The 26,611-nt window shown below is 64.2% G+C and carries 22 protein-coding genes and 5 pseudogenes; 8 read left to right on the plus strand and 19 right to left on the minus strand.

Annotated features, from left to right (window positions below):
* From Q8W71_RS28520 to solA, 4 genes are all read right to left on the minus strand, one after another.
* Positions 1–521 (minus strand): lyase family protein (locus Q8W71_RS28520; RefSeq protein WP_305528779.1); only part of this gene is annotated, 521 nt, incomplete at its 3' end.
* A gap of 187 nt (positions 522–708) precedes the next feature.
* Positions 709–2,064, minus strand: coding sequence for an MFS transporter (locus Q8W71_RS28525; protein WP_305528780.1), 1,356 nt, complete (start codon positions 2,062–2,064; stop codon positions 709–711).
* A 14-nt stretch (positions 2,065–2,078) separates the two neighbouring features.
* The gene (locus Q8W71_RS28530; protein WP_305528781.1) at positions 2,079–3,473 is read right to left on the minus strand and encodes an aspartate ammonia-lyase; all 1,395 of its coding nucleotides are present in this window, start codon (positions 3,471–3,473) and stop codon (positions 2,079–2,081) included.
* A 278-nt stretch (positions 3,474–3,751) separates the two neighbouring features.
* Positions 3,752–4,921, minus strand: coding sequence for an N-methyl-L-tryptophan oxidase (gene solA / locus Q8W71_RS28535; protein ID WP_305528782.1), 1,170 nt, complete (start codon positions 4,919–4,921; stop codon positions 3,752–3,754).
* Positions 4,922–5,052: 131 nt separating this feature from the next.
* Here solA and Q8W71_RS28540 point away from each other — a divergent pair, with 131 nt between their 5' ends.
* Positions 5,053–6,036, plus strand: a complete 984-nt coding sequence (locus Q8W71_RS28540; protein WP_305528783.1) for a LysR family transcriptional regulator — start codon at positions 5,053–5,055, stop codon at positions 6,034–6,036.
* 447 nt (positions 6,037–6,483) lie between these two features.
* Here the strand turns inward: Q8W71_RS28540 and Q8W71_RS28545 are convergent, their stop codons facing one another.
* Positions 6,484–6,846 (minus strand): flavin-binding monooxygenase-like family protein, encoded by a 363-nt coding sequence (locus tag Q8W71_RS28545; RefSeq protein ID WP_305528784.1) that lies wholly within the window; start codon positions 6,844–6,846, stop codon positions 6,484–6,486.
* Between Q8W71_RS28545 and Q8W71_RS28550 the strand changes: the two are divergent.
* A pseudogene (locus Q8W71_RS28550) lies at positions 6,839–7,075 on the plus strand (ISL3 family transposase); the annotation flags it as partial. The gene Q8W71_RS28545 and the pseudogene Q8W71_RS28550 overlap by 8 nt on opposite strands.
* A gap of 215 nt (positions 7,076–7,290) precedes the next feature.
* Here the strand turns inward: Q8W71_RS28550 and tam are convergent.
* The 8 genes from tam to Q8W71_RS28590 form a co-directional block, all read right to left on the minus strand.
* Complete coding sequence (gene tam / locus Q8W71_RS28555; RefSeq protein WP_305528785.1) at positions 7,291–8,082, minus strand: trans-aconitate 2-methyltransferase; 792 nt, start codon at positions 8,080–8,082, stop codon at positions 7,291–7,293.
* Between the two features lie 584 nt (positions 8,083–8,666).
* On the minus strand, positions 8,667–9,125 hold the full coding sequence (locus Q8W71_RS28560; protein WP_305528786.1) for a cupin domain-containing protein: 459 nt from the start codon (positions 9,123–9,125) through the stop codon (positions 8,667–8,669).
* A gap of 143 nt (positions 9,126–9,268) precedes the next feature.
* On the minus strand, positions 9,269–10,519 hold the full coding sequence (locus Q8W71_RS28565) for an MFS transporter (RefSeq protein ID WP_305528787.1): 1,251 nt from the start codon (positions 10,517–10,519) through the stop codon (positions 9,269–9,271).
* A 201-nt stretch (positions 10,520–10,720) separates the two neighbouring features.
* Positions 10,721–11,680 carry a DUF6282 family protein gene (locus tag Q8W71_RS28570; protein WP_305528788.1) on the minus strand — a complete coding sequence of 320 codons (960 nt, stop codon included), beginning with the start codon at positions 11,678–11,680 and terminating at the stop codon, positions 10,721–10,723.
* Positions 11,677–13,389 (minus strand): asparagine synthetase B family protein, encoded by a 1,713-nt coding sequence (locus tag Q8W71_RS28575; RefSeq protein WP_305528789.1) that lies wholly within the window; start codon positions 13,387–13,389, stop codon positions 11,677–11,679. Before Q8W71_RS28575 ends, Q8W71_RS28570 begins: the two co-directional genes overlap by 4 nt.
* Positions 13,390–13,398: 9 nt before the next feature.
* Complete coding sequence (locus tag Q8W71_RS28580) at positions 13,399–14,439, minus strand: PrpF domain-containing protein (RefSeq protein ID WP_305528790.1); 1,041 nt, start codon at positions 14,437–14,439, stop codon at positions 13,399–13,401.
* Between the two features lie 8 nt (positions 14,440–14,447).
* Positions 14,448–14,852, minus strand: coding sequence for a PIN domain-containing protein (locus tag Q8W71_RS28585; protein WP_305528791.1), 405 nt, complete (start codon positions 14,850–14,852; stop codon positions 14,448–14,450).
* A gap of 650 nt (positions 14,853–15,502) precedes the next feature.
* Entirely contained in the window at positions 15,503–16,417 is a 915-nt protein-coding gene (locus Q8W71_RS28590; protein ID WP_305528792.1) for an ABC transporter substrate-binding protein, read from the minus strand.
* Positions 16,418–16,729: 312 nt separating this feature from the next.
* On the opposite strand from Q8W71_RS28590, the gene Q8W71_RS28595 reads away from it, so the two are divergent.
* The 3 genes and pseudogenes from Q8W71_RS28595 to Q8W71_RS28605 form a co-directional block, all read left to right on the plus strand.
* Positions 16,730–17,587: an alpha/beta fold hydrolase gene (locus Q8W71_RS28595; protein ID WP_305528793.1), complete on the plus strand. Its 858-nt coding sequence runs from the start codon at positions 16,730–16,732 to the stop codon at positions 17,585–17,587.
* Positions 17,588–17,627: 40 nt separating this feature from the next.
* Positions 17,628–18,656, plus strand: a complete 1,029-nt coding sequence (locus tag Q8W71_RS28600; protein ID WP_305528794.1) for a TRAP transporter substrate-binding protein — start codon at positions 17,628–17,630, stop codon at positions 18,654–18,656.
* A gap of 141 nt (positions 18,657–18,797) precedes the next feature.
* A pseudogene (locus tag Q8W71_RS28605) lies at positions 18,798–19,150 on the plus strand (transposase family protein); the annotation flags it as partial.
* Here Q8W71_RS28605 and Q8W71_RS28610 read toward each other — a convergent pair.
* The 4 genes and pseudogenes from Q8W71_RS28610 to Q8W71_RS28625 all read right to left on the minus strand — a co-directional run.
* Positions 19,095–19,235, minus strand: a pseudogene (locus Q8W71_RS28610) (IS256 family transposase); the annotation flags it as partial. The pseudogenes Q8W71_RS28605 and Q8W71_RS28610 overlap by 56 nt on opposite strands.
* A 31-nt stretch (positions 19,236–19,266) precedes the next feature.
* A complete protein-coding gene (locus Q8W71_RS28615) occupies positions 19,267–20,166 on the minus strand; it encodes a transporter substrate-binding domain-containing protein (protein WP_305528795.1) in 900 nt (299 codons plus the stop codon).
* A 61-nt stretch (positions 20,167–20,227) separates the two neighbouring features.
* Entirely contained in the window at positions 20,228–21,559 is a 1,332-nt protein-coding gene (locus Q8W71_RS28620; RefSeq protein WP_305528796.1) for an aspartate aminotransferase family protein, read from the minus strand.
* Complete coding sequence (locus Q8W71_RS28625) at positions 21,556–22,446, minus strand: MurR/RpiR family transcriptional regulator (RefSeq protein ID WP_305528799.1); 891 nt, start codon at positions 22,444–22,446, stop codon at positions 21,556–21,558. Before Q8W71_RS28625 ends, Q8W71_RS28620 begins: the two co-directional genes overlap by 4 nt.
* 335 nt (positions 22,447–22,781) lie before the next feature.
* Between Q8W71_RS28625 and Q8W71_RS28630 the strand changes: the two are divergent.
* The 3 genes and pseudogenes from Q8W71_RS28630 to Q8W71_RS28640 form a co-directional block, all read left to right on the plus strand.
* Positions 22,782–23,074: pseudogene (locus Q8W71_RS28630) on the plus strand (transposase); the annotation flags it as partial.
* Between the two features lie 19 nt (positions 23,075–23,093).
* On the plus strand, positions 23,094–23,543 hold the full coding sequence (locus Q8W71_RS28635) for a Ros/MucR family transcriptional regulator (protein WP_305528797.1): 450 nt from the start codon (positions 23,094–23,096) through the stop codon (positions 23,541–23,543).
* 822 nt (positions 23,544–24,365) lie between these two features.
* Positions 24,366–24,569 (plus strand): DUF6894 family protein, encoded by a 204-nt coding sequence (locus Q8W71_RS28640; RefSeq protein WP_305528798.1) that lies wholly within the window; start codon positions 24,366–24,368, stop codon positions 24,567–24,569.
* Positions 24,570–25,095: 526 nt separating this feature from the next.
* Here the strand turns inward: Q8W71_RS28640 and Q8W71_RS28645 are convergent.
* Both Q8W71_RS28645 and Q8W71_RS28650 read right to left on the minus strand, forming a co-directional pair.
* Positions 25,096–25,864 (minus strand): IS5 family transposase gene (locus tag Q8W71_RS28645; protein ID WP_370875565.1). Its coding sequence is split into 2 segments (ribosomal slippage): positions 25,096–25,561 and positions 25,560–25,864, totalling 771 coding nucleotides; the frame shifts between segments, so codons are not numbered across the junction.
* Between the two features lie 149 nt (positions 25,865–26,013).
* Positions 26,014–26,543, minus strand: a pseudogene (locus Q8W71_RS28650) (helix-turn-helix domain-containing protein); the annotation flags it as partial.
* Positions 26,544–26,611 lie beyond the last annotated feature (68 nt).

The raw sequence follows: 26,611 nt of genomic DNA on the forward strand, positions 1-26,611 counted from the left end.
CGCAGCGCCGTCGGGTAGGCGTCGTTGGTCGACTGCGCCATGTTGACGTCGTCGTTGGGGTGGAGGCTCGCGTAGTCGCCGGGCTTCTTGCCCATCAGCCCGAGCGCGACGTTGGCGATCACCTCGTTGGCGTTCATGTTGGTGGAGGTGCCGGCCCCGCCCTGGATCGCGTCGACCACGAAGCTCCGGGCGTACTCGCCCTCTGTGGCGACCAGGGTGCAGGCGGCGTCGATCGCGTCGGCCTTCTCCGGTTCGAGGTAGCCGAGCCGCCGGTTGGCGCGGGCGGCGGCCTGCTTCACGAGCGCCAGCGCGCGGACGAATTCGGGGAAGTGGCCCACGGGCACGCCGGTGATCGGGAAGTTCGTCACCGCCCGCTTGGTGTGGATGCCCCACAGCGCGTCGGCCGGCACGTCACCGTCCCCCAGCAGGTCGTGCACGGAGCGGGTCTTGGCAGTTTCCAGGTCCACGGTACGGGCGGTGACGACCGCAAGTTCGGCGGGCCACTGCCTCTGAACAGGCACGTCTGTAGCAGCGAGCGGATCGCTCTGGCCCCGAGCCTCTGCGGCCGTCACGGGTTACTTCCTACCGCCATCGAGATGTTTCTCGGCCACGTGACAATCCCATCCTCCGAGATGGTCGATGTTGCGGGCGCAGCGATCGCTTGGATTTGGCCACGCCCGCGATGGATCGATGGTAGGCTCCCAACGGCTATGCGGGAGACAGCACCGGTCGGGCATCCTGCTCTTCGCCGACTGCGTCGAGATGCACATTACCGGTTTCCGGCGCCCAGATCTGGCAGACGACACCGCCGATGAGCATGACGACCACACAGGCTCCCAGCGCACTGCTCACGCCATAGTGCTGGACGATCAGAGGCAGCAGGAAGGTGCTCACGGCAGAACCGAATCGGCTCACAGCGGTCGCGAACCCGACTCCCGTGGCGCGCAGGTGCGTCGGAAACAGCTCCGGCGGGTACATGAACTCCAGATTGGCCGCCGCCGACAGCGTGAGCGCGAAGAGGGCGAAGACGATGACCACGCCGGTCGAGCCGAAGAGGTTTGCCGCCAGCAGGGCCAGCAGTCCCGCCCCGATGAAGAAGGTCGTGATCAGGAACACGCGGCGCGGTATCTTGTCGATGAGCAGCATGCCGATGACAGCGCCAGCCATGAGCATGGCGTTGTAGATCAAGCTCCCGGTAAACTTGTCGCCGACGCCCAGCGACTCCATGATCTTTGGCAGGAATGTTCCCAAAGCGAAGTAGGGGACGACTTGGCAGACGTAGAAGATGCCGCCTACGGCAGCGCGCTTGCGCCACTTCGTGGAGAAGAGTTCGGCCCACTGGCCACCCTTCTGCTGCGTTGCCGTAACAGTCGGCAGGGCGACATCCGGACCCAGCTTTTGCAGGATGATCTTCCGGGCTTCCTCGTTTCGCCCCTTCTTGACCAGCCACAGCGGCGACTCGGGGATAGCCAGCCGCAGTACGAAGATGCACAGCGCCGGCACCGCACCGACGGCCAGCATGTAGCGCCAAGCGTCGGGCCCGGTGTCGCGCATCGCGAACCCGGCGAGATACGCCGCCGTGTAGCCTCCGGCCCACGCGATCGCCATCAGGCTGAGCAGGCGGCCGCGATACTTCATCGGCGACAGTTCCGTGACCAGGGATTTACTGGCGACGTAGTCAGCACCCAGTATGAACCCTAGCATCAGACGCAGCACAAGCAAATGCCAGGCTTCGGTTGCGAAGAATTGCAACCCGGAGATCAGGGCCGCAAACAGCATGTCATAGCCGAAGATCATGCGGCGACCGATTCGGTCGGCGATCGTTCCGGTGACGATGGCGCCGACGAACAGACCCACCAGGGCTGCCGCACCCAGCATGCCCATCTGTAGCGCGGATAACTGCAGTGGTCCGGCGGCAATCGCTACAGCGATCCCGATGATCCCGAGTTCGAAGCCGTCGGCGAACTGGCCGCCGCAGCCCGCCGCCCCCAGGCGGTAGTGGAACGGTCGAAAGCCGACTTCCTCGAATGGTATTTGTTTTGATGCTGCAATAGTAGACATCATCTCCTCCCAAAATATCAGGCTGCTGCGCCATGGGTGGCGCGATAGAGAATTGGCTGGATTTCGTCTTCTCTAAGCAGGCCGCGTTCCATCGCGACTTCTATGAAGGGTCGTTGTTCTGCGACCGCGGCCCGGACGACGCCGGACACCTGCGCGTAGCCGAGTGCCGGCACCAGCGCCGTCGCCAGGGCGCTGGAATTGAGCAGGTGCTGGCGTGAGGCTTCCGCGTTGCCGACCAGGCCGCTGACACATCGGTCGGTGAACACCGTCGCCGTGCGGGTGAGCAGACGGATGCTCTCAAGGAGCCGGTCGCAAACGATCAGCTCGTAATGGTTGATCTCCAGGAGGCCCTGCTGGCAGGCGAGCGTGACTGCCGTGTCGTTGCCCGTCACTGCGAGTGCGACCTGGCAAACCGCCATCGGAATGACCGGGTTGACCTTCCCGGGCATGATCGAGGAACCCGCCTGCACGGACGGCAGGGTGATTTCCTCAAGCCCGCCCATCGGGCCGGACGAGAGGATGATCAGGTCGTTGGCAATCTTCCAAAGGGTGTTGGCGGTGTTGCGCAACTCGGCGGACAGGCGCGCGCAGTTGTCCATGTTCTGCATCGCGTCGAAGGCGTTGGACGCCGGCTTCACCGCGGCGCCGGTCAGCACGGCGAGATGGCGGCAGACGGCGGCGGTGTAGCCCGGCTGTGCCCCGAATCCGGTGCCGATGGCGGTGCCCCCGAGCGGCACGGTCAGGAACTGATCCTGCAATGCCTCCAGCTCGTCGGCGTGACGTGCGATGACGGCGGCATAGCCGCCGAATGCCTGTCCCAGCGTCATCGGCTGGGCATCCTGCAAACAGGTCCGGCCGAGCCGCAGCAGATCCGCGTACTCCGCCGCCTTATCGGAGAATGCCTGGGCCAACCGACGGAGCGCTGTCGGCGTCTCAGCCAACGCACCGTAGACCGCGAGCTTCAGCGCGGTCGGGATCACGTCGTTGGTCGACTGCCCGAGGTTCACGTGGTCGTTCGGGTGGACCACGGCGTACTCGCCCAGGGCCTGGCCGGCGTTCCTGGCCGCCACGTTGGCGATGACCTCGTTGACGTTCATGTTGGTCGAGGTGCCACCCGAGCCCTCGAACATGTCGACGACGAAGTGTGCGTCGTGCCGACCAGCCCGGACTTCCTCGCACGCCGCGGTGATCGCCGCGGCCTGCTCTGGCGTCAGCCCCCCGAGTTCCAGGTTTGCCTGCGCAGCGGCCTGCTTGACCGTGGCGATGGCCCGGATGAACTCGCCGTACGTCGCGATGGGACGTCCGGAGATCGGAAAGTTCGCGAGTGACCGAAAGGTGTTGATGCCGTAGAGGACGTCGGCCGGCAGCTCGACTTGGCCAAGGCTATCCTTCTCAAGACGTGTCGATGACATGCTATGCTGTCTCCACCCTGTCGCATGTTTCTGCTGACCGGCGTGCATAGATAGTATCTCGCCGCATGACACAATATAGTTCTCGTCTTATTACTGCCTCTTAAGACGATGATAAGCCGAGCTTAAGGTAGCCGGCCGGGGGCCGCTTCAGCGGCGGCACCGAATGGCGCGGCGGCACCCTGGCTTGCTGGCGCCCGCACGAGGTCGGCGGGGGCGGCCGTTGGCGGCGGTCGACCCATCCTGATCCCGGTCGAACCTGGTCGCGAACCGCGAAACGTCTATGGGAAGCGGCTGATCGCGAAGGCCGTCGTATCGATGTGGCTGCGTCCCTCGGTCAGCAATTCCGCGGCGACACTGCCGATGCCGGCGGAGTGCTTGAACCCGTGCCCAGAACAGGCCGACACCACCAGGACGCGGTCCTGGTCGGGATGCCGGTCGATGATGAACCCCCGATCGGGGGTGACGGTGTAGAGGCAGACGGCGGCTTGCGCGACGCGTGGCGTCACGCCCGCGAGGCGTCCCGCGACATGGCGCTGATACATCTCGACCGACTCCTGCGGATCGACCGTGCGGTTGAGCGCGTCGGCAGTCGTGTCGCTCTCGTACTGCTCGGTCGCCACCTTGATGCGGCGGTCGCCCGGCAGCGGCGGGAAGCCGTAGAGGTAGTCAACCTCGCGGGCGCCATGCATCCAGATGAACACCGGAGCGTCGGCGCGGTAGGCGCTGGTGTCGTCCAGTTCGTACCAATGCAACACTTGGCGGTTTACGGTGAGCAGGCGGTCGAACGGCGCACCGAGGAGTGGTGCGTTCCAACCACCCGCGGACACGACCACCTGACCGGCCGTGAACAGACCGGCCGAGGTCTCGACGCGGACGCCGGCACCATCCTGAGCGATCGCGTGAACCTCGACACCCGTGCGGATCTCGGCGCCGAGCTGTTCGGCGCGGGTGAGTTGGGCGCTGATGCACCGCTCGGGATGAACGTAACCGCCGCCGGGCTCGTAGTAGACCTTCTCGTTCCCTGCCAGGTTCAGGAACTGCGGGAAGCGCCGGGACACCTCTCGTCCGTCCAGCATCTCGTGCGGGATGTCGAACGCGCCCGCCGATTCGGCCGACCGGATGACGAAATCCGGCTTGCCGTGATGCGAGCTCTCTCCGACCCCGGGAGCCATCACCAGCACACCGCAGGCGTTCAGCAAATGGGCGCCGGTCTCGGCTTCCAGTTCGCGCCAGATCCGGTGTGTGGCCGTAACCAGGGGCACGTAATCGCGGCCCTCGCCCACGGCCTGCCGCGTGATGCGGGTCTCGCCGTGACTCGATCCGTTCGCGTGGGGTGGTGCGAAACGATCGATTCCAATGACCTTCGCGCCGCGCTTGGCCAGTTGGTAGAGTGCGGCGCTGCCCATCGCACCGAGACCGATCACCAGGAAATCCGCCTGCCCACTCATGAGACCAGCTCGCTGCCTAATTTTTGAACATGGCGGGATGGTGCCTTAAATAGTGGCCGATCGGCAAGAAACTTCAGGGCTATGAAGAAACACTAATTTCTGTTGTGAATGGCGCTTCATCGGGTGGAGTGATGCGGGCATTTCCAGACCTCAAGACCCTGCAGATCGTTGCTGCTGTGGCGCAGAGCGGCAGTATGCATGAGGCGGCCCAACAGTTTCAGATCACCCAATCCGCCGTGTCCCAGGCCGTCCGCCGGGCTGAAGAGCTGGCAGGCGTCAAGCTGCTGGATCGGAGCCGACGACCGCTCGTTCCCACGCGTGCGGGCCGTATTCTGGCCAACCGAGTCCTCGACCTGAACCGCGATTACGCGGCGCTTTTGGACTCACTGCGTGCGGCCGCGGCGTTGCCCGAGCGCATCGATCTGCGGCTCGGCCTCGTCGACTCCTACGCTGGCACCGTCGGCGCTTATCTCGTCAAGGAACTCATGACCGGGGCGACGGCGCTGAGCCTGTCCGCTTGGTCCGGCCTCGCGGCGGCTCATGCCGAGGCGCTCCTGCGCCGGGTGATCGATGCCGCCATCACCTGCGATCAGATGCCGGACCTCGATGACATCGACCGGTTCCCGTTCTACCGTGAGCCCTACATGCTGGTCGTGCCGCGCGGGCTCAAGGCTGATCTTGAAGGGCGGGAGTTGACCGCGATCTTCGAGAAACACCGCCTGGTCCGGCACAGCGAGCGGTCCTACGTGGGCGGGCAGGTCGAGCGGCACCTCAGCCGCTCGGGGCTCCGGCCGCCGCGGGCCTTCGAGTTCGACACGTCGGACAGCCTCATCGCCATGGTGGCGACCGGGATGGGTGTGGCTATCACCACCCCTCTGTGCTTGTTGCAGGGCATTGCGCACGCCAGTCAGGTCGATGTTCTGCCGTTGCCCGGTCCCGGCTTTTCGCGGGAATTGCTGCTGGTCACGCGCCGGGGTGACTTGGCTTCGCTGGCTCCCCGGATCGCTGAACTCGCGCGCGCGACGATCATTCAGCAGGCGCTGCCTCGCATCCAAGCACTCGTGCCATGGTTCACACTCCCGCCAGCGCCTTCATTGCCTTCGTCTGCAACATGAGCTGTAGATCAAATTTATAATCATCACACATATTTTTATATATTATGAAAAATTAACAAAATAAGTCGATATTCGCGGATCAATTTTGTCGATAAAAACGGTCATTTTTGGAAATTGTAGCGAATTGAGCACCTCGTCTGACAATTTAAAAAACAAGAATCTGTGCTGCTACCGCGATGCCGGCGGTGCTGAAGTTATACGCCTAATTTTGCCACCGTCCGCTTATGGGCATTTACGTTTAACCTTTGAACGACTGGGACGGGCGGAAGGCCGGACGGCCGGTTTTGCGCTCTGGCGGTTCGGCATGTCGCGGGTCGGCCGACGGTGGTTCGGCCGCGCCCATGCGAGAAAGCGCCGGAACCAACGGCGTCCTGCGGGCTCGTCGATGCCCGAGAAGCGGCGACCTGATCGACAGTCGCGTCGACGGTCCGCGGGACAACGACACGGTCAAGCCCGTCCCGCCCGCATCGCGCCGTTCAGCTGCCCAGCATACCCCTTGTAGTCGACTTCCAGCGCGTAGCGCGCCGAGCCGACGTACGTCCGCGCCAAAGCCTGATGGTGCGCGATGAGCTCCGTCTCCATCGCCGCCGCGCCCGCCGGCGCCAGACGCCCGGCCAGCACCCCAGCCAGCCAGCGCGCCTGTACCTCGACCAGCGGGATCGTCGGGCCCACCGGCTGCACCAGCCCGACGGAGTACAGCCCCGGCCGGTCCAGCGCGGCGATGCGCCGGTACAGCCGCACGGGGGCGCCATCCTGCACCGCGAACACTTCGGGCGCGAGGAACGGGAAACTCGCGCGGTAGCCCGGCATTATCGCCGCCTTCGATGCTTGGCTGGCCGACGCCCGAGCCTGCGGGTGGTCGAGAGCTTCGCCGTCAGCCTCGATCAGGACGGGGCTGCCGTTCGCGCCGGCCTTCGCTTACCCTGGACCAGCGGGCAGGACGAGGGGCAGGTCAACCGCCTCAAGCTTGCTCAAGCGCTCCATGTACGGCCGGGCCAAGCTCGACCTGCTGCGTCGCCGCTTCCTCCTCGCAGCATGATCCACCAAACCTGATGAAGAGCCACTCACAGGGGGGCGGATCAGAACGAGGCCGAGCAAAAGGTACGAGCTGTGATAGGCGGCAACACCAACCCGGCGATCTGAGGTGTGCCGATGCCTATGCCGACGTCGAAGGTGCCGGAGACGCCCATCAGCCACGTCGCTACGTCCGAGGTGCAGACCAGCCCAATCGATTTCGCTCACGTGGCCGAGGAGTCAGTTCGGTTCAGGATCGGCACCTTTGCGTGCAATGATGAACAACCGCGGGCGGTCGAGCAACCGTCGTCCATCGGCTCGGGCGGGGTAGGACCGGTCGATTGCGGCCTCGTAAGCGGCGAGGAAGTCAGGGCGCAAGTTGTTTGGAAGTGAGTCGATGAATGGTTTGAGGCCAGTAGAGCTGACCCAGGCAACAATGTCTGCCGCTCCTTCCATCGAGAAGCAGTAGACAGTACGCCATACATCAACCTCAACAGCTAACGGCGCTAGAAGATCGTAGTAGGCCGTTGCTCTCAGCACGTCATACGAACTGGGCAGCGACCGAGTCATCAGCTCCGCCCAGGGCCCGCGCGCTGCTACCGCACGCATCACTTGGTGTGAAGGCTCATTGGCGTTGTCGGGCATTTGCACCGCGAGCACGCCGCCAGGGGCGAGCGCGCGGAACAGACGTGGTATCAGCGAGCCATGGTCAGGTAGCCAATGCAGCAGGGCGTTGGCGTAGATCAGGTCCGGTGCGCGCTCAGGCACCCACGTTGTAGCGTCAGCAAGCGCAAACGTGGTGCCGGACGACCGGACACGTGCGCTCTCCAGCATGGCCGGCGAGCTGTCGAGACCAATTACCTCCGCCTTAGGAAAGCGCGTAGCAATCAGCTCGGTCGAATTGCCGGGGCCGCAGCCGAGGTCGTAGACAAGCCGCGGCTCAGTGAGGGGGACGCGGGCAAGCAGATCGGAAGCCACCCGTGTGCGTTCGATCTCGAAGCGTGTGTAAAGGTAAGGGTCCCAATCTGTCATGATATCGGCTCTTAATATTGCAATGACAACGAACCAACTCAATTCATGCGTCACGTCGGCACCGTGGGTGTGACCTGCCGAATAGCATGGCTGGGGTGCAATAGACGGTCCAGCTGGAAGAGCGCTCCATCGAACATCCTGACGTGTCAACAGGAGCCCGCCGTTCACAGGTCGCTAAATCGGTCTTGCCCGTTCCCTGACGCCTTCATATTTGATGTTCATCATGCGAGGTGGACTCACACTGACTTGGCTCAAGAACGAGTGGGATTGCCGCACATTACAAATGACAGATCTCTTCGGAGAAGATTGTAAGGAAGGTGTATGACGCTGTTGGTAGAATTTTAGGGCTGAAGGGGGATCGAAAAATATATCAACCATCCGGAATTGATGCTGAATCGCGGTCTAAAATTTACAATCTGCAGGACAGATCGGTTTCTTATGTCTTCACCTTCTCTTGGTGGCGGCAAGCTGGAGATGTAAATTCTCTATTCTATTTCAAGCGCCAAAATCACAATTATTCACCGCTAGATGTGCCGCATTCTGCTAAAAACTGCACTTGGCTCTGAAGGAAAAAAGCTCATATTCTACTCTGAAGCAACGGACGTTGAGTCAAAATGTCGTCTCAGAGCATCTAGTTCATGCTGATATGAATCTTTTGGGCCGCGCTTGAGTTTCGCCAGTTCCCGAAAAAATTCCTCATGGCCGAGGCCCGGGCAGAAAAATATTAGCAGCTTAGCTGGAATGTCGTCAGAGTTATCGTATGCATGGACTGTGTTGTGGGGAACTACAACGATCGACCCCGCGTTGTATCGATCTTTCAATTGACCACACAGAATGTCGACCGTTCCCGAGACTACATAGAATGTTTCTATGGTTGTTGCGTGCAGATGAGGGTCTGCGCCTATCGTGCGAGGTGGCAATTCACGCTCGTATACTTCAACGACCTTGTCGACATCTTTTGAGAAGACCTTGAATCGCACGAGACTTCCCGGTTCCAGCTCGAATACTTCGCCTTCTCCCTGATGCGAAATGACCGGTTCCATATGCATTCTATCCAATCAATTTAATGAGACGGTTTCGACATTCGCTCGTGAAGTTTTGCTACAAAATCTTCAAAACTCCGTTTCAAATTTATTTTATTCTGAATCATCGCGCGCTCAAACTGATGGATTTGTATAACGCGTTGCTATCGCAAAGTGAGTGGCGTGCCGCTTCGGTCCTTCATTCCCAACACGGCGGTCAGAGATACGAGCGAGAGGAGTGCGACGTACCGGCCGGGGCCGGAGGGAAGGTGCAGGCCGTGCACGATCCAGGTCGCAGCTAGCGGCGCGGTGCCGCCGACGAGCGCCATCGAGCAATTGAAGCTGATCGCCAGCGCGGTGCAGCGCGAGCGGGCCTTGAACATCTCGACGAGCGCGACCGGGATCGCCGTGCAGTAGCCGGCGATGAGGACCGCAAAAGCGATCTGCCCGGTCAAGATCGAGACGGCGTCTGCGCGGGCGAACAGCAGGAACAGCGGCCACGACAGCAGCACCAGCCCGGCGGAGGTCGCGATCAGCACGGGTTTGCGACCGACGTGGTCGGACAGGGCACCCATCGCCGGGACGCAGACCATGTACACTGCCATGGCAGTCGAGTTGATGAACAGGGCCGTACCCTGCGCCAGGCCGAGCACGCCGTGCATGTATGTCGGCAGGTAGACGAACACGACGTAGAAGGACCCGCCCACCGCAACGCTCATCGCGAAGGCCCGCACCATCGCCGGCCCGTCGTCGCTGAAGGCCGTGCGCAGGGGCGAAGGCTGAGGCGATCGGCCGAGGGGCCGGGTGGGCGCACCGTCGAGGGGCCGCTCGTCCATGTACCGACGCAACATGAAGATGGCGGCGCCCAGGATGACGCTTACGAGAAACGGGAGGCGCCAACCCCAGGCGCGCACGTCGTCGAACGGGAGCAGGCTGGTCACGATCGCCCCGAGCAGCGAACCGGCCAGGATCCCGCCGATCGCGCCGACGCAGGCAAGGCTGCTGGTGAGCCCACGCCGTCCGTGTGCCGCGGTCTCGGTCAGATAGATGGCCGAGGACGTGTTCTCGCCGCCGACGGACAAACCCTGTCCCAACCGCAGCAGCACGAGTAGCGCGGGGGCGAGGAGACCTGCCGTCTCGTAGGTCGGAAGGCAGCCCATCGCGAAGGTCGAAACGGTCATCAGACCGGTCGAGAGCACCAGGGCGGCCTTGCGGCCGTAGCAGTCGCCGACGTAGCCGAAGACGGCGCCGCCGATCGGCCGCATGAAGAAGGCGGCCGCGAACACGGCGAAGGCACAGAGCAGGGACGCGGTGGGATCGGCGGACGGGAAGAAGTTCGATCCGATGACGGCGCTGAAATAGCCGTAAGCGGCGGAGTCATACGATTCGAGCATGTTGCCGATCGCACCGGCCACGGTCGAGGATCGGTGGATTGACCTCGCTGGGCTCGCGATCGGTTCAGCGGCGGCGCAAATTGTCTTACATAGCGGTGAGTTCACGCTACGGTCTGAATCTACCAAGTTCGATCGGCCCCGGCTTGGCCGCCGTAGTAGGGTTGACGAAACATGGGGCGAAGATCGATTTCCATTACAGAACTTTGGGTGCCGCAGGTTCCCTTACTCGGATTGCTCGCTGGTCAGGGCGGAATCTAACGCGCGCCGGCCATTGCCGCTGAACATATCGATAAAATCTGCGGTATCAATCTCATTTTTCAATAGATCGTGAAGTTCCTTAGCGAATTTGAGGGTGCCATCGGGGAGTGGATCACTGTGGATCTGCCCAAAGTCGGTTGCCAGAACCACTTGTTGTGTGCCGGTCGCGCGAATCGATTCTGCGAACCGCGACAGCGGCACCTCCTCGATCGTGTGGATGGCTAAGCAGTGCTCGATGAACACCCGTGGGTCCGAGGCCAGCCGACACAACTGCTCGTCGGATAGCTCCACCGACGGGTAGTGTGGATGCGTCAGCAGGACGCGTCGGACGCCGGATTCGAGAGCCATCGGCACCAGCGCCATGATCTCGTCCGCGCTCAGGTGGCCGGTGGCGAGGATCGCCCCGGTCTCGGCGATCGCCCGCAGCACGTCTGCCAAGCCAGGTGCCGGATGTAGATCCGCGTCGTAGACAGAAACAGCCTCACCCTCGCGGTCCGTCAGATTATCCATCGCGTGCCCGCACGACCACCTGGCATCGAAGGCGTGGCCGAGGACGCGCAGGTGCGCGGCAGCGTGGACCGTGGGCATGTAGACCACGAAAGGGGGATCGGCGACGTGTGCATCCACGACCGTCCGGTTCCCGGACGCCGCGCCGTAGACCGCATCCGGATTGAGGCCCCCTACGAAGCGGTTCAGCACCACGCTGCCGTAGAAGCGCACACCGAGCTTGGCACGCGCGAGGGCGGCGAGGGGCGTCGTCGGATAGGTGTGATTCTTCAGGACGAGGGCGAAGTTCCAGCGCCGGGCCGCGTCAGCGAGGCTCGCCACGTCGTAGCGCCGGTCCAGCAACTCAGGGCCGATGTGGTAGTGCGTATCCACGACGCCGCTGGCGAGCAGGCGTTCCGACAACTCGTCGTCCGTCACGCGAGACGATCCTTCCAAACGCGATGCCACGCTTCGAGCTGGAGCAGGCTCCAGATCCGTGTCGCTGTACCGGCTTCCCCGCGTTCGTCGAAGGCGTCGAGGTAGTGCCTCGGGTCGACGTAGGCCCGCACGAAGGCGTTCGTGTCGCTCAGCGTGTCGCGAACGTAGGCGCGCAGATCCCCGCGCAGCCAGGTCGCGACTGGTACGGTGAACGGCTGCTTCCGGCGGTTCACGAGCCATGCGGGAAGATCCTCGGCGAAGGCGTCGAGCAGCAGGCCCTTTGGCCTGCCGTTCGGCCGCTTCGCGTCCGCGTGCAGCGAATGCGCGAGCGCAGTCACGCGCGCGTCGAGGAAGGGCGAACGGATCTCCAGCGCGGAGGCCATGCCGAGCTTGTCGACGCGGGCGAGATGATAGTTGCGCAGTCGGTTCGCGCATTCGAGGCGCAGGATCTTGTCGAGGGGGGACAGATTATCGCCTCCCGCTATCTCCACCCCGTCCAAGTAGCTGGCCGGTGGCGCATCCAGCCCGAGTTCTTCGGGATGGAAGACCATCGCGCGCGGGAGATACGCGGCGATCGTGTCGGGCGGATCGTCGAAACGCTCGTAGCCTCCCCAGAACTCGTCCGAACCGTCACCGCTGATGGCGACCTTCGTGACCTCGGAGACGCGGCGCGCCAGGAGCAGGGTCGGCAAGGTTACCGGATCCTGGATCGGGTCTTCGGTGAAGCGCGCCGCCTCCTCGAACAGCGACGGGACCTGATCGGCCCTCAAGCGCACAACCTCGTGCTCGAGCCCGAGATGGTCTGCCATGCGCCGTGCGAAGCCGGTCTCGTCCTCACCGCCCGGCACATCGTAGCCGATCGAGAACGCCCGCATCGGCAGTTCCCGGCGCTGTCGGACCAGCGAAGCCGCAACGATCGCAGAATCGGCCCCGCCACTCAGAAACAGCGCGTTGACGAAGCGATCAGACCCACGTGCAGCGATCGCCTCATCCAGCACCAGCTTCACATCGCCCGGTGCCCCATGCGAAGCGAGTTCCGTCGGCAATTCGGCATACCGGCCGCGCTCGACCTCGCCGTCGGGGCGGATGCGCAGCCACGAGCCGGGTGGGACCTGTTCCACACCCTCAAAGGATGTATGGCAGCCGCCGACGCTCTTGTAGATCAGATACTCGAACGGCGCTGCGCGGCGCAGCCGAAGCGGTCCCACTGCGACCTCTAGGGCCGCAATCGTCGACGAGAACGCCCATCCGTTTCGCCAGCGCGCGATGTAGAGGGGCTTCTGCCCCCAAGTGTCGCGCACGAGGGTCAGCGAGCCCGACCCGAGGTCGTAGCGAGCCGCGGCGAACATGCCCCGAAGGCCCTTGAGGCCGGCTGGCCCCTGGAGCGCCAGGACCGCTTCCAGGGCGACGCCATCGGAATCCTCTGGATGAAACGCCTCGCCCAAGCCTTCGAGGACACGCCGCGGCTGATAGATCTCGCCGTTGAAGACGAGGTGACCGCCCCAGCGATCTTCCAGCGGCTGCAGCCCGAGCTTCATGTCGCCCTGAATGGCCAGCCTGACGCTACCGAGGGCGACGCGCGCGTTCGCCCACACCCCCGCGCCGTCCGGCCCACGGAAGCTGTGGACGCGCTGCATTCGCAGGGCTACGCGCTCCAACTCGGATGGGTCTTCACCCGCAGGGTCAAACAGCCCGACGATCGCGCACATGGGGATCCATCACCGGAGAATAAGACTGCCCTCGACCAGCAAGCGGACGGGTGTTTCGAAGCTCGTCGCGACGATGTCCCAGTGGCTCGGCGAGCGCGACAGATAGATGTGAGCGGTCATAGAACCGGACGGGTGATGGAACCGAAAGGTCGTCTCGGCCGCGTCTGTGTCCGGCGGAAGCTTCATGCGGTTCTGAGCCGTCAGGAACGCGCCCAGTGCCATCGCCCCCGATCCCGGCAAGGAATGGTGCCGCTGGCCCTCTGAGAAGCAGGCGGCGTCGCATACCATGTCGGTGTCGGCGATATCGAGGATTTCGTAGGGCATGACCTTGGGCATGCTGTCGGGGAGATTGTGCGCCGCCCCGTAGGCGGCCCCGATACCATTCAGTTCGGCCACGAGGCTCTCGCTCACCGCCGCCCTCGGCACCTGCGCCATCACGAAGATGTTGCCGTGCCGGACGATATGACCCGTGACGCGCTGCCCATCATGTGTGAGGTCGAACGGGACCGCCGATTTGGTCATGTGCAACCAAAGGTGATGGAGGTGCGTGAAGCGCACGTTCCAGCCCCCATTCCACCAGCATGCGGATACTGGCTCGAGTTCGACGTGCTGCTTCGTGGCGAGATTGATGGAGCGCATCGTCGTTCCGCCGTCCAGCGGCGTCAGCCCAAGCAGGGTCGCGAAAACACCCGAGGCCGAGGCCGCGTTCGAGCACTCCATCTTGCTGAGCAGGCGGCGCGATTGCGGCACGACCTGATAGAAGTGGAAGGTGAAGTCGCTTCCATCCGTACCGCGGCCAACGACGGCGACTTTATTGGATTGATAGTGACTTCCCCCCACACCATCTGTTGAGATGTTGTTGGCAAGCAGATCGAGGATCACCCTGCCCCGCGTGTGATAGTCCGGAAGATCTTCGTCGCGCAGAACGACGATTCTACTCGTCCCGGACCGAACGATCGCACAGGAAATTCGCGGCAGCCACGCGATGCCTGGCCGCTCGGAAGAACCGGATTGTGCATCGCCGGTCGCGGGATCCATCACGACGCTCATCGAACGACTCATTGTGCAGCGAATTCTGCGGCTGATTGCGCGATGTCCGGAAAATCTTCCAGAGCCATTCTGTCCGTCGTTATCAGGCGGACGCCGAGCCCTCTTGCCAAATCTAGAAAAGGCGCGATGAAAGCCGAGCAGCGCGAGTCGTGAATAAACTGCATGTTGTCGTGGAGCGGGGACGGGAACTCTCGACTCAGAAATAGGGATGGCGCCGCGCGTACGATCATGTCTGCGATTTCGCGACTGATCGCTCCGGACCGTATCGGCTCCGACAAGTGATGCGGAAGGAGGGCACGCCAGATCATCGGCGAACACCAGTGCGGATCCCGCAACAGGACCGCCTCAGCGATCTCGGTAAGATCGCCCGGCAAGTACAGAGCGGCCACGATCTCGGTCGATACGACGATCATTATCGGCTCATTCGACCCGGATCAGGGCACGAATCCTTCTGGCTTCGGCCAGCACGAGATCGGGTTGCGGAGGTATCTGTCTACGGTCATCCATGAGAATGTTTACGATCTCTTCTTCGACCGTTCGCCCGGTCTCAACCGATCGACAATAGATTCTCCAGTATGTCGCCTTATCAAGATTTTCGATTGTAATCTTCATGCTTGATTGATGGCATGAATTGCGGCTCGTTGCAAGCTGCTGCTGACCTGTTAACCGATTTGGTGAACGAATGGAGGGGCCTCCTGCTCGCAATACCATAATTAATTATTGCAAATTGAACTTAGATATAGTCAGAGCCGATTTATATTATGGCGAAATGGATAGAAATTTCAGTCGGCAAAATCGCAATTCGCCGGAATTGTTACATCGCGGATCTTGTCGAAGATATGTAATTTATTGATACATATGTCTAAATTTTTACTCCAGCGATATGCTAGTTTCTGGCACTATTAAATTCTGTCAAGCAATGAGCCGGGGATGCCTCAAAGGTCTGATTACACTTATGAATTACAGAAAGTCGCACCTCGGCAGAGCCAGTGCCGTCGATTGCGTCCGATAAGGATCGAGGAGCATCCGGGGCGATCGGGAACCGCCGCCTTAAGATCTTATCTTAGCTGCCTCCCTCGATGCCGGGGATTTTCAGGAACAAATTGCCAATCGACGATGGCTTAGATGTAATGGCTCCGACGCCAGCCAGAAACTCTCCGACTTTCATCACCCCGTTGGGAACGATCGTCAGTTTGGTTTCCGGGCTGCTCAGAACGGCGACAACGTCCTCGACGGTCACGTTGTCCTGCGAGGCATCGATATAGATCTCAGCGGCTTCGCGCTTGTAATCTCTGATATACGCGACGGCCTCGTCGGCGGCCGCGATGACAGCGTCGCTGATCGTCGGATTCTGTCGGGCGAAGCGTTCGGTCGTGATCAGCAGCGTCGGGGTCAGGAAGTCGATCCCCGTCAGTTCGTATGAGGTGGCGATCTTTCGGACCTCGGGATCGCGAAGGGCTCGCTCCTGATAGGGGGACGCTGCGAAGTAGGCGTTGAGGTCCTTCGAATGCGAGAGCGTGGCCGTTATCGCGTCGGGGTGTGCCCGCGTCACGGTCAGTGGGTCGAGGCGATTGTAATATTCTTTTCCCCAGAGCTTTGCTGCGCCCATCTGAAGGAAGAGCGCCTGCGTAGAGATCTTCACGCTCGTGACCGCGATCCGATCCCCGTTCGAGAAGTCGGCGATCGTTTTGACATTTGGATTCGTGGTGAGCAGGTACTGGGCGGTGGCATTGAGGGCCGCGACACCTCTGACGCCACCGCGCGTCTTGTCCCAGAGGACGAGCAGACTCGGTGCGCCAGTCGATACGAAATCCAGCGTGCCGGACAAGAGTGCGTCATTCATCGCTGCGCCAGTTCCGAGTTGGACGTACTCGGCCTTCAGCGTCGTCAGCCCCCGTGCGGCAGCCTGTTTCTCGATGAGGCCAAATTTCTCCATGATCACGAGTGGGATGTACAAAACACCGAACTGCTTGGCCAACCTCACTCTGTCGCTGTCGGCATAGGCGTTCGATACCGTCGATGCCAAGATCAAGACTAAGAACAACGATCTCGTTACGAATCGCATCGCTGCATCCCCGCGCTCGCCCGTCTGTCAGATCTACGGAGTGGGATATCGCTGGCAGTTGAAGAGGGCCTGGGTCAAGTCAGGGCAATCCGCGATCGGTATGTTCACCGTGTTCGGAGAGGCCTACGAGAGGCGTCCTGGACCGGCCGGGGCCCATCGTCATCGAGACGGCGCTCGATCGTCTCGCCAGGGGTGTACCGTTTCGGCGATCCGAAGGGGCTGAGCATGACCGTCGAGATCCACCGCCACGATGCCGACTTGTCCGGCGTGAGGCTGCACTACCTCACGGCCGGCGCGGGCGATCCGGTCGTGCTGCTGCACGGCGTCCCGCAATCCTCGCACGAGTGGCGGCGCATCATCCCGCATGTCGCCGCGAAGCACGCGATCATCGCGCCGGATCTGCGCGGTCTGGGCGATTCCTCGCGCCCCGCGACCGGCTACGACAAGAAGACCGTCGCCGCCGACATCTGGGAGCTGGTCGGCACCCGGCTGGGAGTGCCGCGCTTCCATCTCGTCGGCCACGATTGGGGTGGTCCCGTCGCCTTCGCGCTGGCTGCCCACCACCCGGAGGCGGTGCGCAGCCTGACGATCCTGGACGTCACCGTCCCCGGCGACGGCATGGAGATGTCTCAGGGCGGGCGCCGCTGGCACCACCCCTTCTTCCGCACCCTCGACCTGCCCGAGGCGCTGCTCGCCGGCCGGGAGCACATCTTCCTGGAATGGCTGTTCGACACCTACGGCCACCGCCCCGGCGCGCTGCCGGCGGAGGACCGCGCCGAGTACCTGCGGACTTACGCAAAGCCGGGGGGGCTCAGGGCCCTGCTGGCCTATTACCGGGCCTTCCCCACGGATGCGGCCGACAACGCGGCGCTGGTCGCCGAGCGGGGCAAGCTGCGCATGCCCGTCCTGGCGCTCGGTGGGGACAGGGCGTTCGGGCGCGGGATGGAGACCTACGAGTCGATGACCCGGCTGGCCGAGAACGTGCGCGGCGGCCTGATCCCCGAGTGCGGCCACTGGGTCGCCGAGGAGGCGCCCGAGTTCCTCGCCGAGCAACTCCTGGGCTTCTTCGCCGAGTGCCGATAGGGTCCCGGCAAACGCACCGAATCACCAGCGGGAGGACACCATGGCCGCGGTCACGCGTCGACGCTTCGTGTCCGGTACGGCGCTCGTCGGTGCGACCTTGGCCGGTTCCGCCCTGGCCGGTGCGAGCCCGGCCCGAGCCGCCGCGGAGTACCGGCTCAAGTTCGCCAACATCATGCCCGCCGACCATCCCCTGAACACGCGGATGGTCGAGGCGAGCCGGGCGATCAACGAGCAGACGGGCGGGCGGGTCGACATCCAGGTCTTCCCGGCCAGCCAGCTCGGGACCGACGCCGACATGCTCAGCCAACTCCGGATCGGCGCGATCGATTTCTTCGCCCAGTCCGGGCTGATCGCCGCCACGCTCGTGCCGGTCGCGGCCGTCACCGGCGTCGGGTTCGCGTTCAAGGACTACGCCCAGGTCTGGCCCGCGGTGGACGGCGCCCTGGGCAAGCACGTGGTCGAGGCCTTCGCGAAGGCGAACATCCTCGCCTTCGACCGGATGTGGGACAACGGGTTCCGCCAGACCACCTCCTCGGCGCGGGAGATCAAGACCCCGGACGACCTCCAGGGTTTCAAGATACGCGTTCCCCCTTCGCCCCTCTGGACGTCCCTGTTCAAGTCGCTCGGCGCGTCGCCGACCTCGATCCCGTGGGGCGAGACCTACGCGGCGTTGCAGACCCGGGTCGCGGACGGCCTGGAGAACCCGCTGGCCGGCATCTACTTCGCCAAGATGTACGAGGTGCAGAAGAACCTCTCGCTGACCAACCACATGTGGGATGGCTTCTGGTTCCTCGCCAACCGCAAGCGGTTCGAGGCGATGCCGTCGTCGATCCAGGAGATCGTCACGCGGAGCGTGAACGAGGCCGCCGTCAAACAACGGGCTGACGTGGAGCGCCTGAACGCGAGCCTCCGAGCGGACCTGACCGCGAAAGGTCTGCGCTTCCTCGACGTCGACAGCGCGGCGTTTCGGCGCAAGCTACAGGGCTCCGACTTCTACCGGGAGTGGAAAGTGAAGTTCGGCGACCAAGCCTGGGAGCTCTTGGAAGCGAGCTGTGGGCGCCTCGCTTGACGGGTCCCTCGTCGCCTACCCGTGGTGATAAGACCTGACCCTGACCATGACCCGGTAAACTGGCTCTCCGTCGGATTTGGTGGAAGTTTAGCGTGACGGTTGGCCTGTGGCGAAGGGCATCGTCATGACGCAGATCGGGGCATGAGCCTACTTTGCCCTCTGCCCGGCTGTCCGTCCGTGTCGCACGGGACGGCCCCGGCGCCCTCACCGTCCTCGCCCAAGCTCGGCACGATCATGCCCGCTGCCCGACGTGTCGGACCCTCAGCGCGTCGGTCCATAGCCGCTACCATCGAATGCCCGCCGATCTGCCGGTCAGCGGCAAGGCCGTCCGACCGCAGCTGGCAGTCCGGCGCTTCTACTGCCGCAGCCCGGCCTGCCCCCGCTCCACCTTCGCCGAGCGCTTCCCGATGCTGCTCGCCCGCCATGTGTTCGCTCGACGGTCGGGGTCAGCCGCGTCACGACCGCGGGCGAGAGGTTCGGGGCATCACGCCCGAGCAAGGCGGACAGGGCCTCCTGGAAGTCGCTGGTGGAGACGCCGCGCAGGTAGCGTCCGAGAAGCAAGGGCGCGAGGGCCGTCAGGTATTCCCGACCCGACGGCAGCGGGATTGAGTCAGGAGTTCGCCTTGTCAGACGGCGACTTGATCAGCTCCTTGAGCTTGTCAGACATCGGGAAGTTCAGGTTGAGGTCCCTCGGCGGGATCGGGGTCTCGAACCATTTGACGTAGAGCTTCGTGAACTCCCCGGACTTCATCAGCCCGATCAGGGTCTCATCGACGAGAGCCTTGAATTCGGGATCCTCGCGGCGGAACATCAGGGCGTAGGGATCAGCCGAGTAGGCCTTGTCGAGGATCCTGAAGCGGGACGGGTCCTTGGCGTTGGCCTTCAGGCCAGCGAGCAGGATGTCATCCTCCATGAAAGCGGCGGCCCGTCCCGTGTCGACCAGCAGGAAGCTCTCGGCGTGGTCTTTCCCCTGTGAGATCGTGAGCCTCAGCCCGTCTTCTTGGTTGAGCTTGTTCAGGAACTGGGATGTGTTGGTCCCAGCAGTGACGGCGACGGTCTTGCCCTTGAGGTCGTCCGGAGTGGTGATGCCGCTGTCGTTGCGGGCCAGCCACTTGAACTGGGCTACGAACGTCGAGACCGAGAAGGCAACTTGCTTCTGGCGGGCGAGCTGGTTGGCGGTCGAACCGCATTCGAGGTCGACCGTACCGTTGGCGACGAGCGGCAGGCGGGTCGCCGAGTTCACCGGAGTGTAGACCACCTTCAGGTCGGGCATGCCGAGCTTCTTCTTCACCGCCTCGACGACCTTCCCGCACAGGTCGATCGAGAACCCGACCGGCTTCTGGTTCCCGTCGAGGTAGGAGAACGGCACCGAGGTTTCCCGGTAGCCGAGGGTGATGGTCCCGGTGTCCTTCACCTTCTTGAGCGTTCCGGTGAGATCGTCGGCCTTCGCGCCCGTCATCAAGGCGAGCGTCATCGTCGCGGCGACGGCCGCGTGTATTAGAATGCGCATTTCAAGCTTCCTACGGTTGGGTCAGGGCTCGCCCATGGCGGGTCGTCGGGTCATGCCGCTCTCAGGCGGCTTGGGCGATGGCCACATCGACCGCTTCGCCGAGGCGTTCCACGACCGTATCCACGGTCGCGGCGTCGATGATGAAGGGCGGTGCCAGCAGCACGTGGTCGCCGCGGGCTCCGTCGAGGGTGCCACCGGCCGGGTAGACCGCCAGGCCGCGGTTCATCGCCTCCCGCTTGATCCGCGCGTGCAGCTTCAGGGCCGGATCGAAGGGAGTCTTGGTGCCGCGGTCCTCGACGACCTCGAGGCCCATGAACAGGCCGCGGCCGCGGATGTCGCCGACATGCGGGTGGTTGCCGAAGCGCTCGCCGAGCCGTCGGCTCAGGTGCGCGCCCATCGCCTTGACGTTGTCGAGGAGGCGGTCGCGGGCGATCACCTCCTGCACGGCGAGCGCGGCCGCGCAGGCCATGGGGTGGCAGATGTAGGTGTGCCCGTGCTGGAACAGGCCCGAGCCCTGGGCGAAGGCCTCGTAGATCTTGGCCGACAGGAAGGTCGCACCGATGGGCTGGTAGCCACCGCCCAGGCCCTTGGCGATGGTCAGCAGGTCCGGGGCGATGCCATCCTGCTCGCAGGCGTGAAGCGTCCCCGTGCGGCCCATGCCGCACATCACTTCGTCGAGGAGGAGCAGCACGCCGTAACGGTCGCAGATCTCGCGGATGCGCCGGAAGTAGCCCGGGACCGCCGGAACGGCGCCGGCCGTCGCCCCGACGACCGGCTCGGCTACGAAAGCCATCACGGTCTCGGAGCCGAGTTCGAGGATCTTGTCCTCCAGCGCCTGCGCCGCACGGGCGCCGTACTCGGCCTCGCTCTCGCCGGCTTCCCGGTAGCGGTAGGCGTAGCAGGGGTCGATGTGATGGGTCTCGGCGAGCAGCGGCTTGAACTGCGCGCGCCGCCACTCGTTGCCGCCGGTTGCCAGCGCACCGAGGGTATTGCCGTGGTAGCTCTGGCGCCGGGCGATGATCTTGGCGCGCTGCGGCTGCCCGGTCTCGACGAAGTATTGCCGCGCCATCTTGAGCGCGGCCTCGACGGCCTCCGAGCCGCCTGACACGAAATAGACGTAGTCCAGGCCGGCCGGCGCGTCGGCGACGAGGCGGTCCGCCAGCGCCTCGGCCACCTCGCTGGTGAAGAAGCTGGTGTGGGCGTAGGCGAGCTTGTCGGCCTGGGCGTGAAGCGCGGCGATGACGTCCGGATGCCCGTGCCCGAGGCAGGACACCGCCGCGCCGCCCGAGGCGTCGATGTAGCCGCGTCCGTCCTGATCGAAGAGCTCGACGCCCTTGCCTCCGGAGGCGACACGCAGGTTCGCGTTGATCTGACGGTGCAGGATGCGGGTCATTGCGATCTTCTCGCGGGTGGTGGTGACCAGTGGATGCCGAAGGCGCTGAGCTGCGCCTCGCTGCGCTTGATCGCAGCGAGCGAGGCATCGCCGCCCCGGCCGGCCACGAGGGCGGCCAGGATCTCGCCGACGACCAGGGCCGGGGCGACGGTGTGGAAGAAGGAAGGGCTGTCGGCCGGGACCAGGATGGTCTCCTGGGCCAACGACGCGAGCGGCGAGACCGGGCTGTCGGTCACGGCGACGACCGGAACGCCGGCATCGTGGACGTAGCGGGCCGTCTCCACGGTCGCCCGGGTGTATGGGGCGACCGACGCCACAAGGAGGACGTCCTTCGCGGACGCCGAGCGGATCGGATCGAGGCCGGTGCCGGCCCCGGCGTCGAGGAGAACCGCGCGCTCGCCGAGGAAGGACATCACGTAAGCGAAATGCGCGACAACCGGGTGGCAGGACCGTAGGCCGAGGCAATAGATCCGCCCCGCATTGGCCAGCAGGTCGGCCGCCGCGACGAGCCGGTCGAGGGCTTGCGGCTCCGTGAGCCTCTGGAGCTGGGCACCGACCGACGTGGCGATGTCGACGGCCAGTGCCCGCTCGCCTTTGGCCTTCTGGGTAGCGACCTGCACCCCGGCCTTGCCGGAGAACCCGAGCGACCCTTCGCGGACGGCCCCGGCGTAGAGCGCCCGGACGTCGTCGTATCCGGCGAGACCCAGGCGCTGGGCGAAGCGGGTCATGGTGTGGGGCTGGACGCCGGCGCGCTTGGCCTGCTCGCGCATCGAGAGCAGCGCGACCTCATTGGGCTGATCGAGGACAAAGCGTGCGGCGGCCTTCAACTGAGGCCCCAGGGACTCGAAGGCTCCGACGATCTGTTCCGTGAGCGGACCGTGTTCCATGGCGGCTTGTCTACCCTTCTCTGAAGTCATTTGCAACAAACGTTGCATCGAAATGTTTTTGCAACGAACGTATCAAAACTGAGCATTCTGGCTTTTGAGCAGGCACCGATTTCGTTTCCAGGCCTGACCGTCTTCGCCGTGACGCCCACTGGAGACCCGCGAACGAAGGACGACCATCCTGCAATCGGACGACCCGAGGAGGTCGTGCCCTGATCGACCACGAACGTTGACAAGCGGATGCTCGGCTCGCTTAAAGAGCTATCTTCACCACCGGTGACCTGCTCCCCTAACTTCCTGCCATTCGTAAGTTGGGTCCATCGAGCGGGAGATGGACCATGCGCAAGAGCCGCTTCGGCGAGGAACAGATCATCGCGGTGCTTCGCGAGCACGACGCAGGCGTGAAGACCGCCGACCTGTGCCGGAAGCACGGGATCAGTGATGCGACGCTGTATAATTGAAAGGCCAAGCACGGCGGCCTGAAGGTGTCCGATGCGGCACGGCTGCGTACGCTGGAAGACGAGAACCGACGGTTGAAAAAGCTGCTGGCCGAGGCTGTGCTCGACAACGCGGCCCTGAAGGACCTGCTGTCAAAAAACTGACCACGCCCGCCGCACGGTTTGCCGCCGTCGAAGCCGTGATGGAGCGTAATGGTTTACGTCTCGAACAACCACGTCGCACCGGCCGATCTGCCGGCGCTAATCGCGAGGGTGCATGCGGCGATCAGCGGCCTGTGCGCGGGCGCGGCGGGTGCAGACCCCGCCGAGGCTGAGGTCGAGAAGCCCAGCGCCGCGCAGATCCGGAAGTCCGTACGGCCCGACGGGATCATCAGCTTCATCGACGGCCGCGCCTACAAGACGTTGAAGCGCCACCTCACCGCCCACGGTCTCGATCCGATGGGGTACCGCGCCCGCTACGGCCTGCCCGACGACTACCCGATGGTCGCCTCCGCCTACAGTGAGCGCCGCTCCAGCCTCGCGAAGTCGATCGGCCTCGGCGTGCCGGGCGCGCGGTCCGAGACGGCGCCGGAGGCGGACGGGTTCGATCAGGCCGTGCCCGAGCCGGTGACCCAGAAGGGCCGCCGCCGGAACGCCGCCTGACGTAGACCGAGGACTAGGCGTTCGGGTGGCGGCGTTCATCCAGGTGCCCCGCTGCCCGCCTGAGGTATGGCTCGTGTACGGCGATGCTCCCGGACCGTTTGCAACGCCCGACGCCAAGCGCGGGTCACGGCTGCCGTCCGCTCCTCCCGGGTGAACTGATCCGGTGCAGCCTGCTGTGAGCCCACCTCGGTGCTCTTCTCTCGGGTCATCGATTGCCTCCGCTCGTGATGGCACGAGAGGGGCACAACCGGCGGTCGGGACGCGGTGAGGTGGCGCACGCGGATCTGGTCCTGTGCCTGCCGACGTAGGAGGGGGCGTGCGTGCCGGCACGCGGATCTACGCCGGGCGGGGCGTCGAACGTTTCGAGGACGGCCGCCTTCGACGCGACCTATGACGCGACGCGAGCGAGGCTTCGCATGGAACGACCCACCCGAATGAGGTAGGGCGCCGCACGCGCGGACGCGATAGACTAGCGCCCGAGCGACTTTAGAACCTGCCTCAGCACGCTGCGGATATGCTCTCTGACCTTTTCTTTGCTGTCTTCAGTCCCGTTCGCCTCGACGATATCGGGTACCTTGCGGCAGGCAGACATGGTAGATGCCCCGGCGATGCGCACCCGTTTTTTGCCACAGTGATGTGGTGGGGCGTCCGGACATACGTATAAAGGAGTGTTGCGCCAATGTCTCGATATTATTGCAACGGAGACTGCTTATGCGCTTTTGCTGTCTGTTAATGTTTATTTCTGTATGAAGGTCGACGCATTCCGTCGCACTGCGTAGGTAGCCCCTGGCCCGCCCGAGGGCCGTCGCTCAGGAGTCGTATGTGCCGCAGCGCTTTTACTTCGACCTGGAGAACGGCCGGGAGGTGATCCGGGACGGGGAGGGCGTCGTGGCCGATGGTCCGGAGGACGCGCTTCAGGCGGCCCAGGAGATCATCGCGGAGATGGCTGGCAAGGTGGCGGCGCACTGGACGCTGGTCGTGCGCGACGCTGTCGGGGGGATCGTGGGGCGACTTCCGATCGAGTAGCAGACGCTGGCGATCGGCGCAGCGCAGTTTGCTCTTCTCCTGCGAGGCGGCGTTCAGTGCCAAGCCTCACCGAGTAGTTCGACAGTGACACTGCCCAAAGCTGGTTCACCATGCGGATGCACGAGGCGATCCGTGGTGGAATGGCGTCAGTACACGGCGGCGACGAAGCAGCCCCCCATGCTGGCGCAGAGGGCCTTCTCGCCGGTGAGGGCGGATGCGCTCCTCGCCCCACGGGCCGCGCTCGCTCCAGCGGTACGGGGCGCCGCCGCGCGGGGGCTTTCGCTCAACAGGACCGTTGAACGGCTCTTTTCGGGCATCAGCTTGATCCCGACTTGCCACTCTGCGGACTGTGGCCGCGTGAACGTAGGCCCAGCCAGCGCCCTTGTTGCCTGCATCGACGCGTAAGCCGCCGTCAGCACTGGTGCCACGCCGGCGGGCGCCCATTCGTGGGCGTGCCGCCCGGTGATCGAGAGCACGTAGTTCTGCGTTTCGAGCGGCAAGCCGGATCGGCCTGCGAGTTAAGAGTCTATCCCTGTAGGCATGTCCGCCAAGTGATGATGGCGCATGCGAAGTGGAGGAAGGCGAGATAGTTTTCGGGCTTCTTGTCCCAGCGGATGAGGATGCGGCGGAAGCGGTTGAGCCAGGAATGGGTACGCTCGACCACCCAGCGCCGGGCCTTCTTGCCGGCCTCCCGCCGGCCTGCGACCTCCTCGCCGCGGGTGCGCAGGTGCAGGGTGAAGCCGAAGGTTGCGGCCAGATCGCGCGGCTCTTGGTCGTCGTAGCCCTTGTCCAGGCACAGGTGCTGGGGGGCCTCAGGGGTGGGCTCGGGCCGCTCGACCGGGATGGTCTGAAGGGTTTCGTCCATCAGGGTATGGTCGTTGCGGTTGGCGCCGGCCACGACGACGCAGAGCGGCGTGCCGCCCCCGGCCGTGAGCAGGCTGCGCTTGGTGCCCCGCTTGGCCCGGTCGGTCGGGTTGGGGCCGGTTTTTTTTCCCACCGAGGGGCGCCTTGCCCATCGCCCCGTCCAGCGCCAGCCACGTCCAGTCGATCCCCTCAAGCCCGTCGTAGGCCAACAGGCCCTGCTGCCAGAAGGCCTCGAACACCCCGGCCTGCGCCCATTCCTGGAAGCGGCGATGGGCCACCGAGGACGAGCACAGGCCGGTGGCGTTCAGCGCGTTCCACTGGCACCCCGTGCGCAGCACGAAGACGATCGCGTCCATCACCTGACGCGCGGGCTTGGGCGGGTTGTGGCAGCCCAGCGGGTGCGGCGGCCGCGGCGGCAGCAGCGGTTCCATCTGCTCCCAGAGCGCGTCCGACAGCCGATAGCCGTCGTCCGCAACCGTGTACGACCGTGCCCGAGCCACCGTGCCCTCCCGTCTGAAAACCTCAGACGTAGGGCACACCGAACAGTCGCCTACAGGGATAGGCTCTAAGGAGAGATTCGCGGCTTGGCCATCCGGCAGCGATGACCGCGCGGCGCCCGGCCATAGCGGCGGGCCATCTTCGTGTTGGTGGCCGTCTCGTCGATGAACACCAGCGTGTCGGGATCGAGATCGGGCTGCGCCTCGAACCAGTCCTGGCGGGCCGCTCTCACGTCCGGCCGCGCCTGCTCGGCGGCGTGGACCGCCCCTTTTTACGGGTGATCCGATGCCGCCGGAAGAAGCGCCACAGCCCGCTCGTGCTGGTGGGCACGCCGCGCCCGGCCAGGGCGTCGCGCAGTTCGTGCAGGAACAGGTCCGGCCGCTCCTCGTAGGTCGCCAGGATCAGCCCGGCATGCGCCTCGATGCGGTGCGAGGTATGGTCGCCACCCGACGGCCTGGCGGCGACGTGGCCGTCCTGGCGGAAGCGCTCCGACCAGCGGCAGGCGCTCGATACGCTGACCCCGAAGCGCGCGGCAACCTGATGGCAGGACGCTCCCTCGGCCACGGCCGCCACGACGCGCTCGCGCAGATCCAGGGACAACGGTGAAGGCATCAGCGGCTCCTTCACACGGCAACGCCGCAAACAGTCCCACGTCGCAACCTGCTCGGAAATAGCTCTAG

The sequence above is a fragment of the Methylobacterium amylolyticum genome (genome assembly GCF_030700245.1).
Classification (GTDB): domain Bacteria; phylum Pseudomonadota; class Alphaproteobacteria; order Rhizobiales; family Beijerinckiaceae; genus Methylobacterium.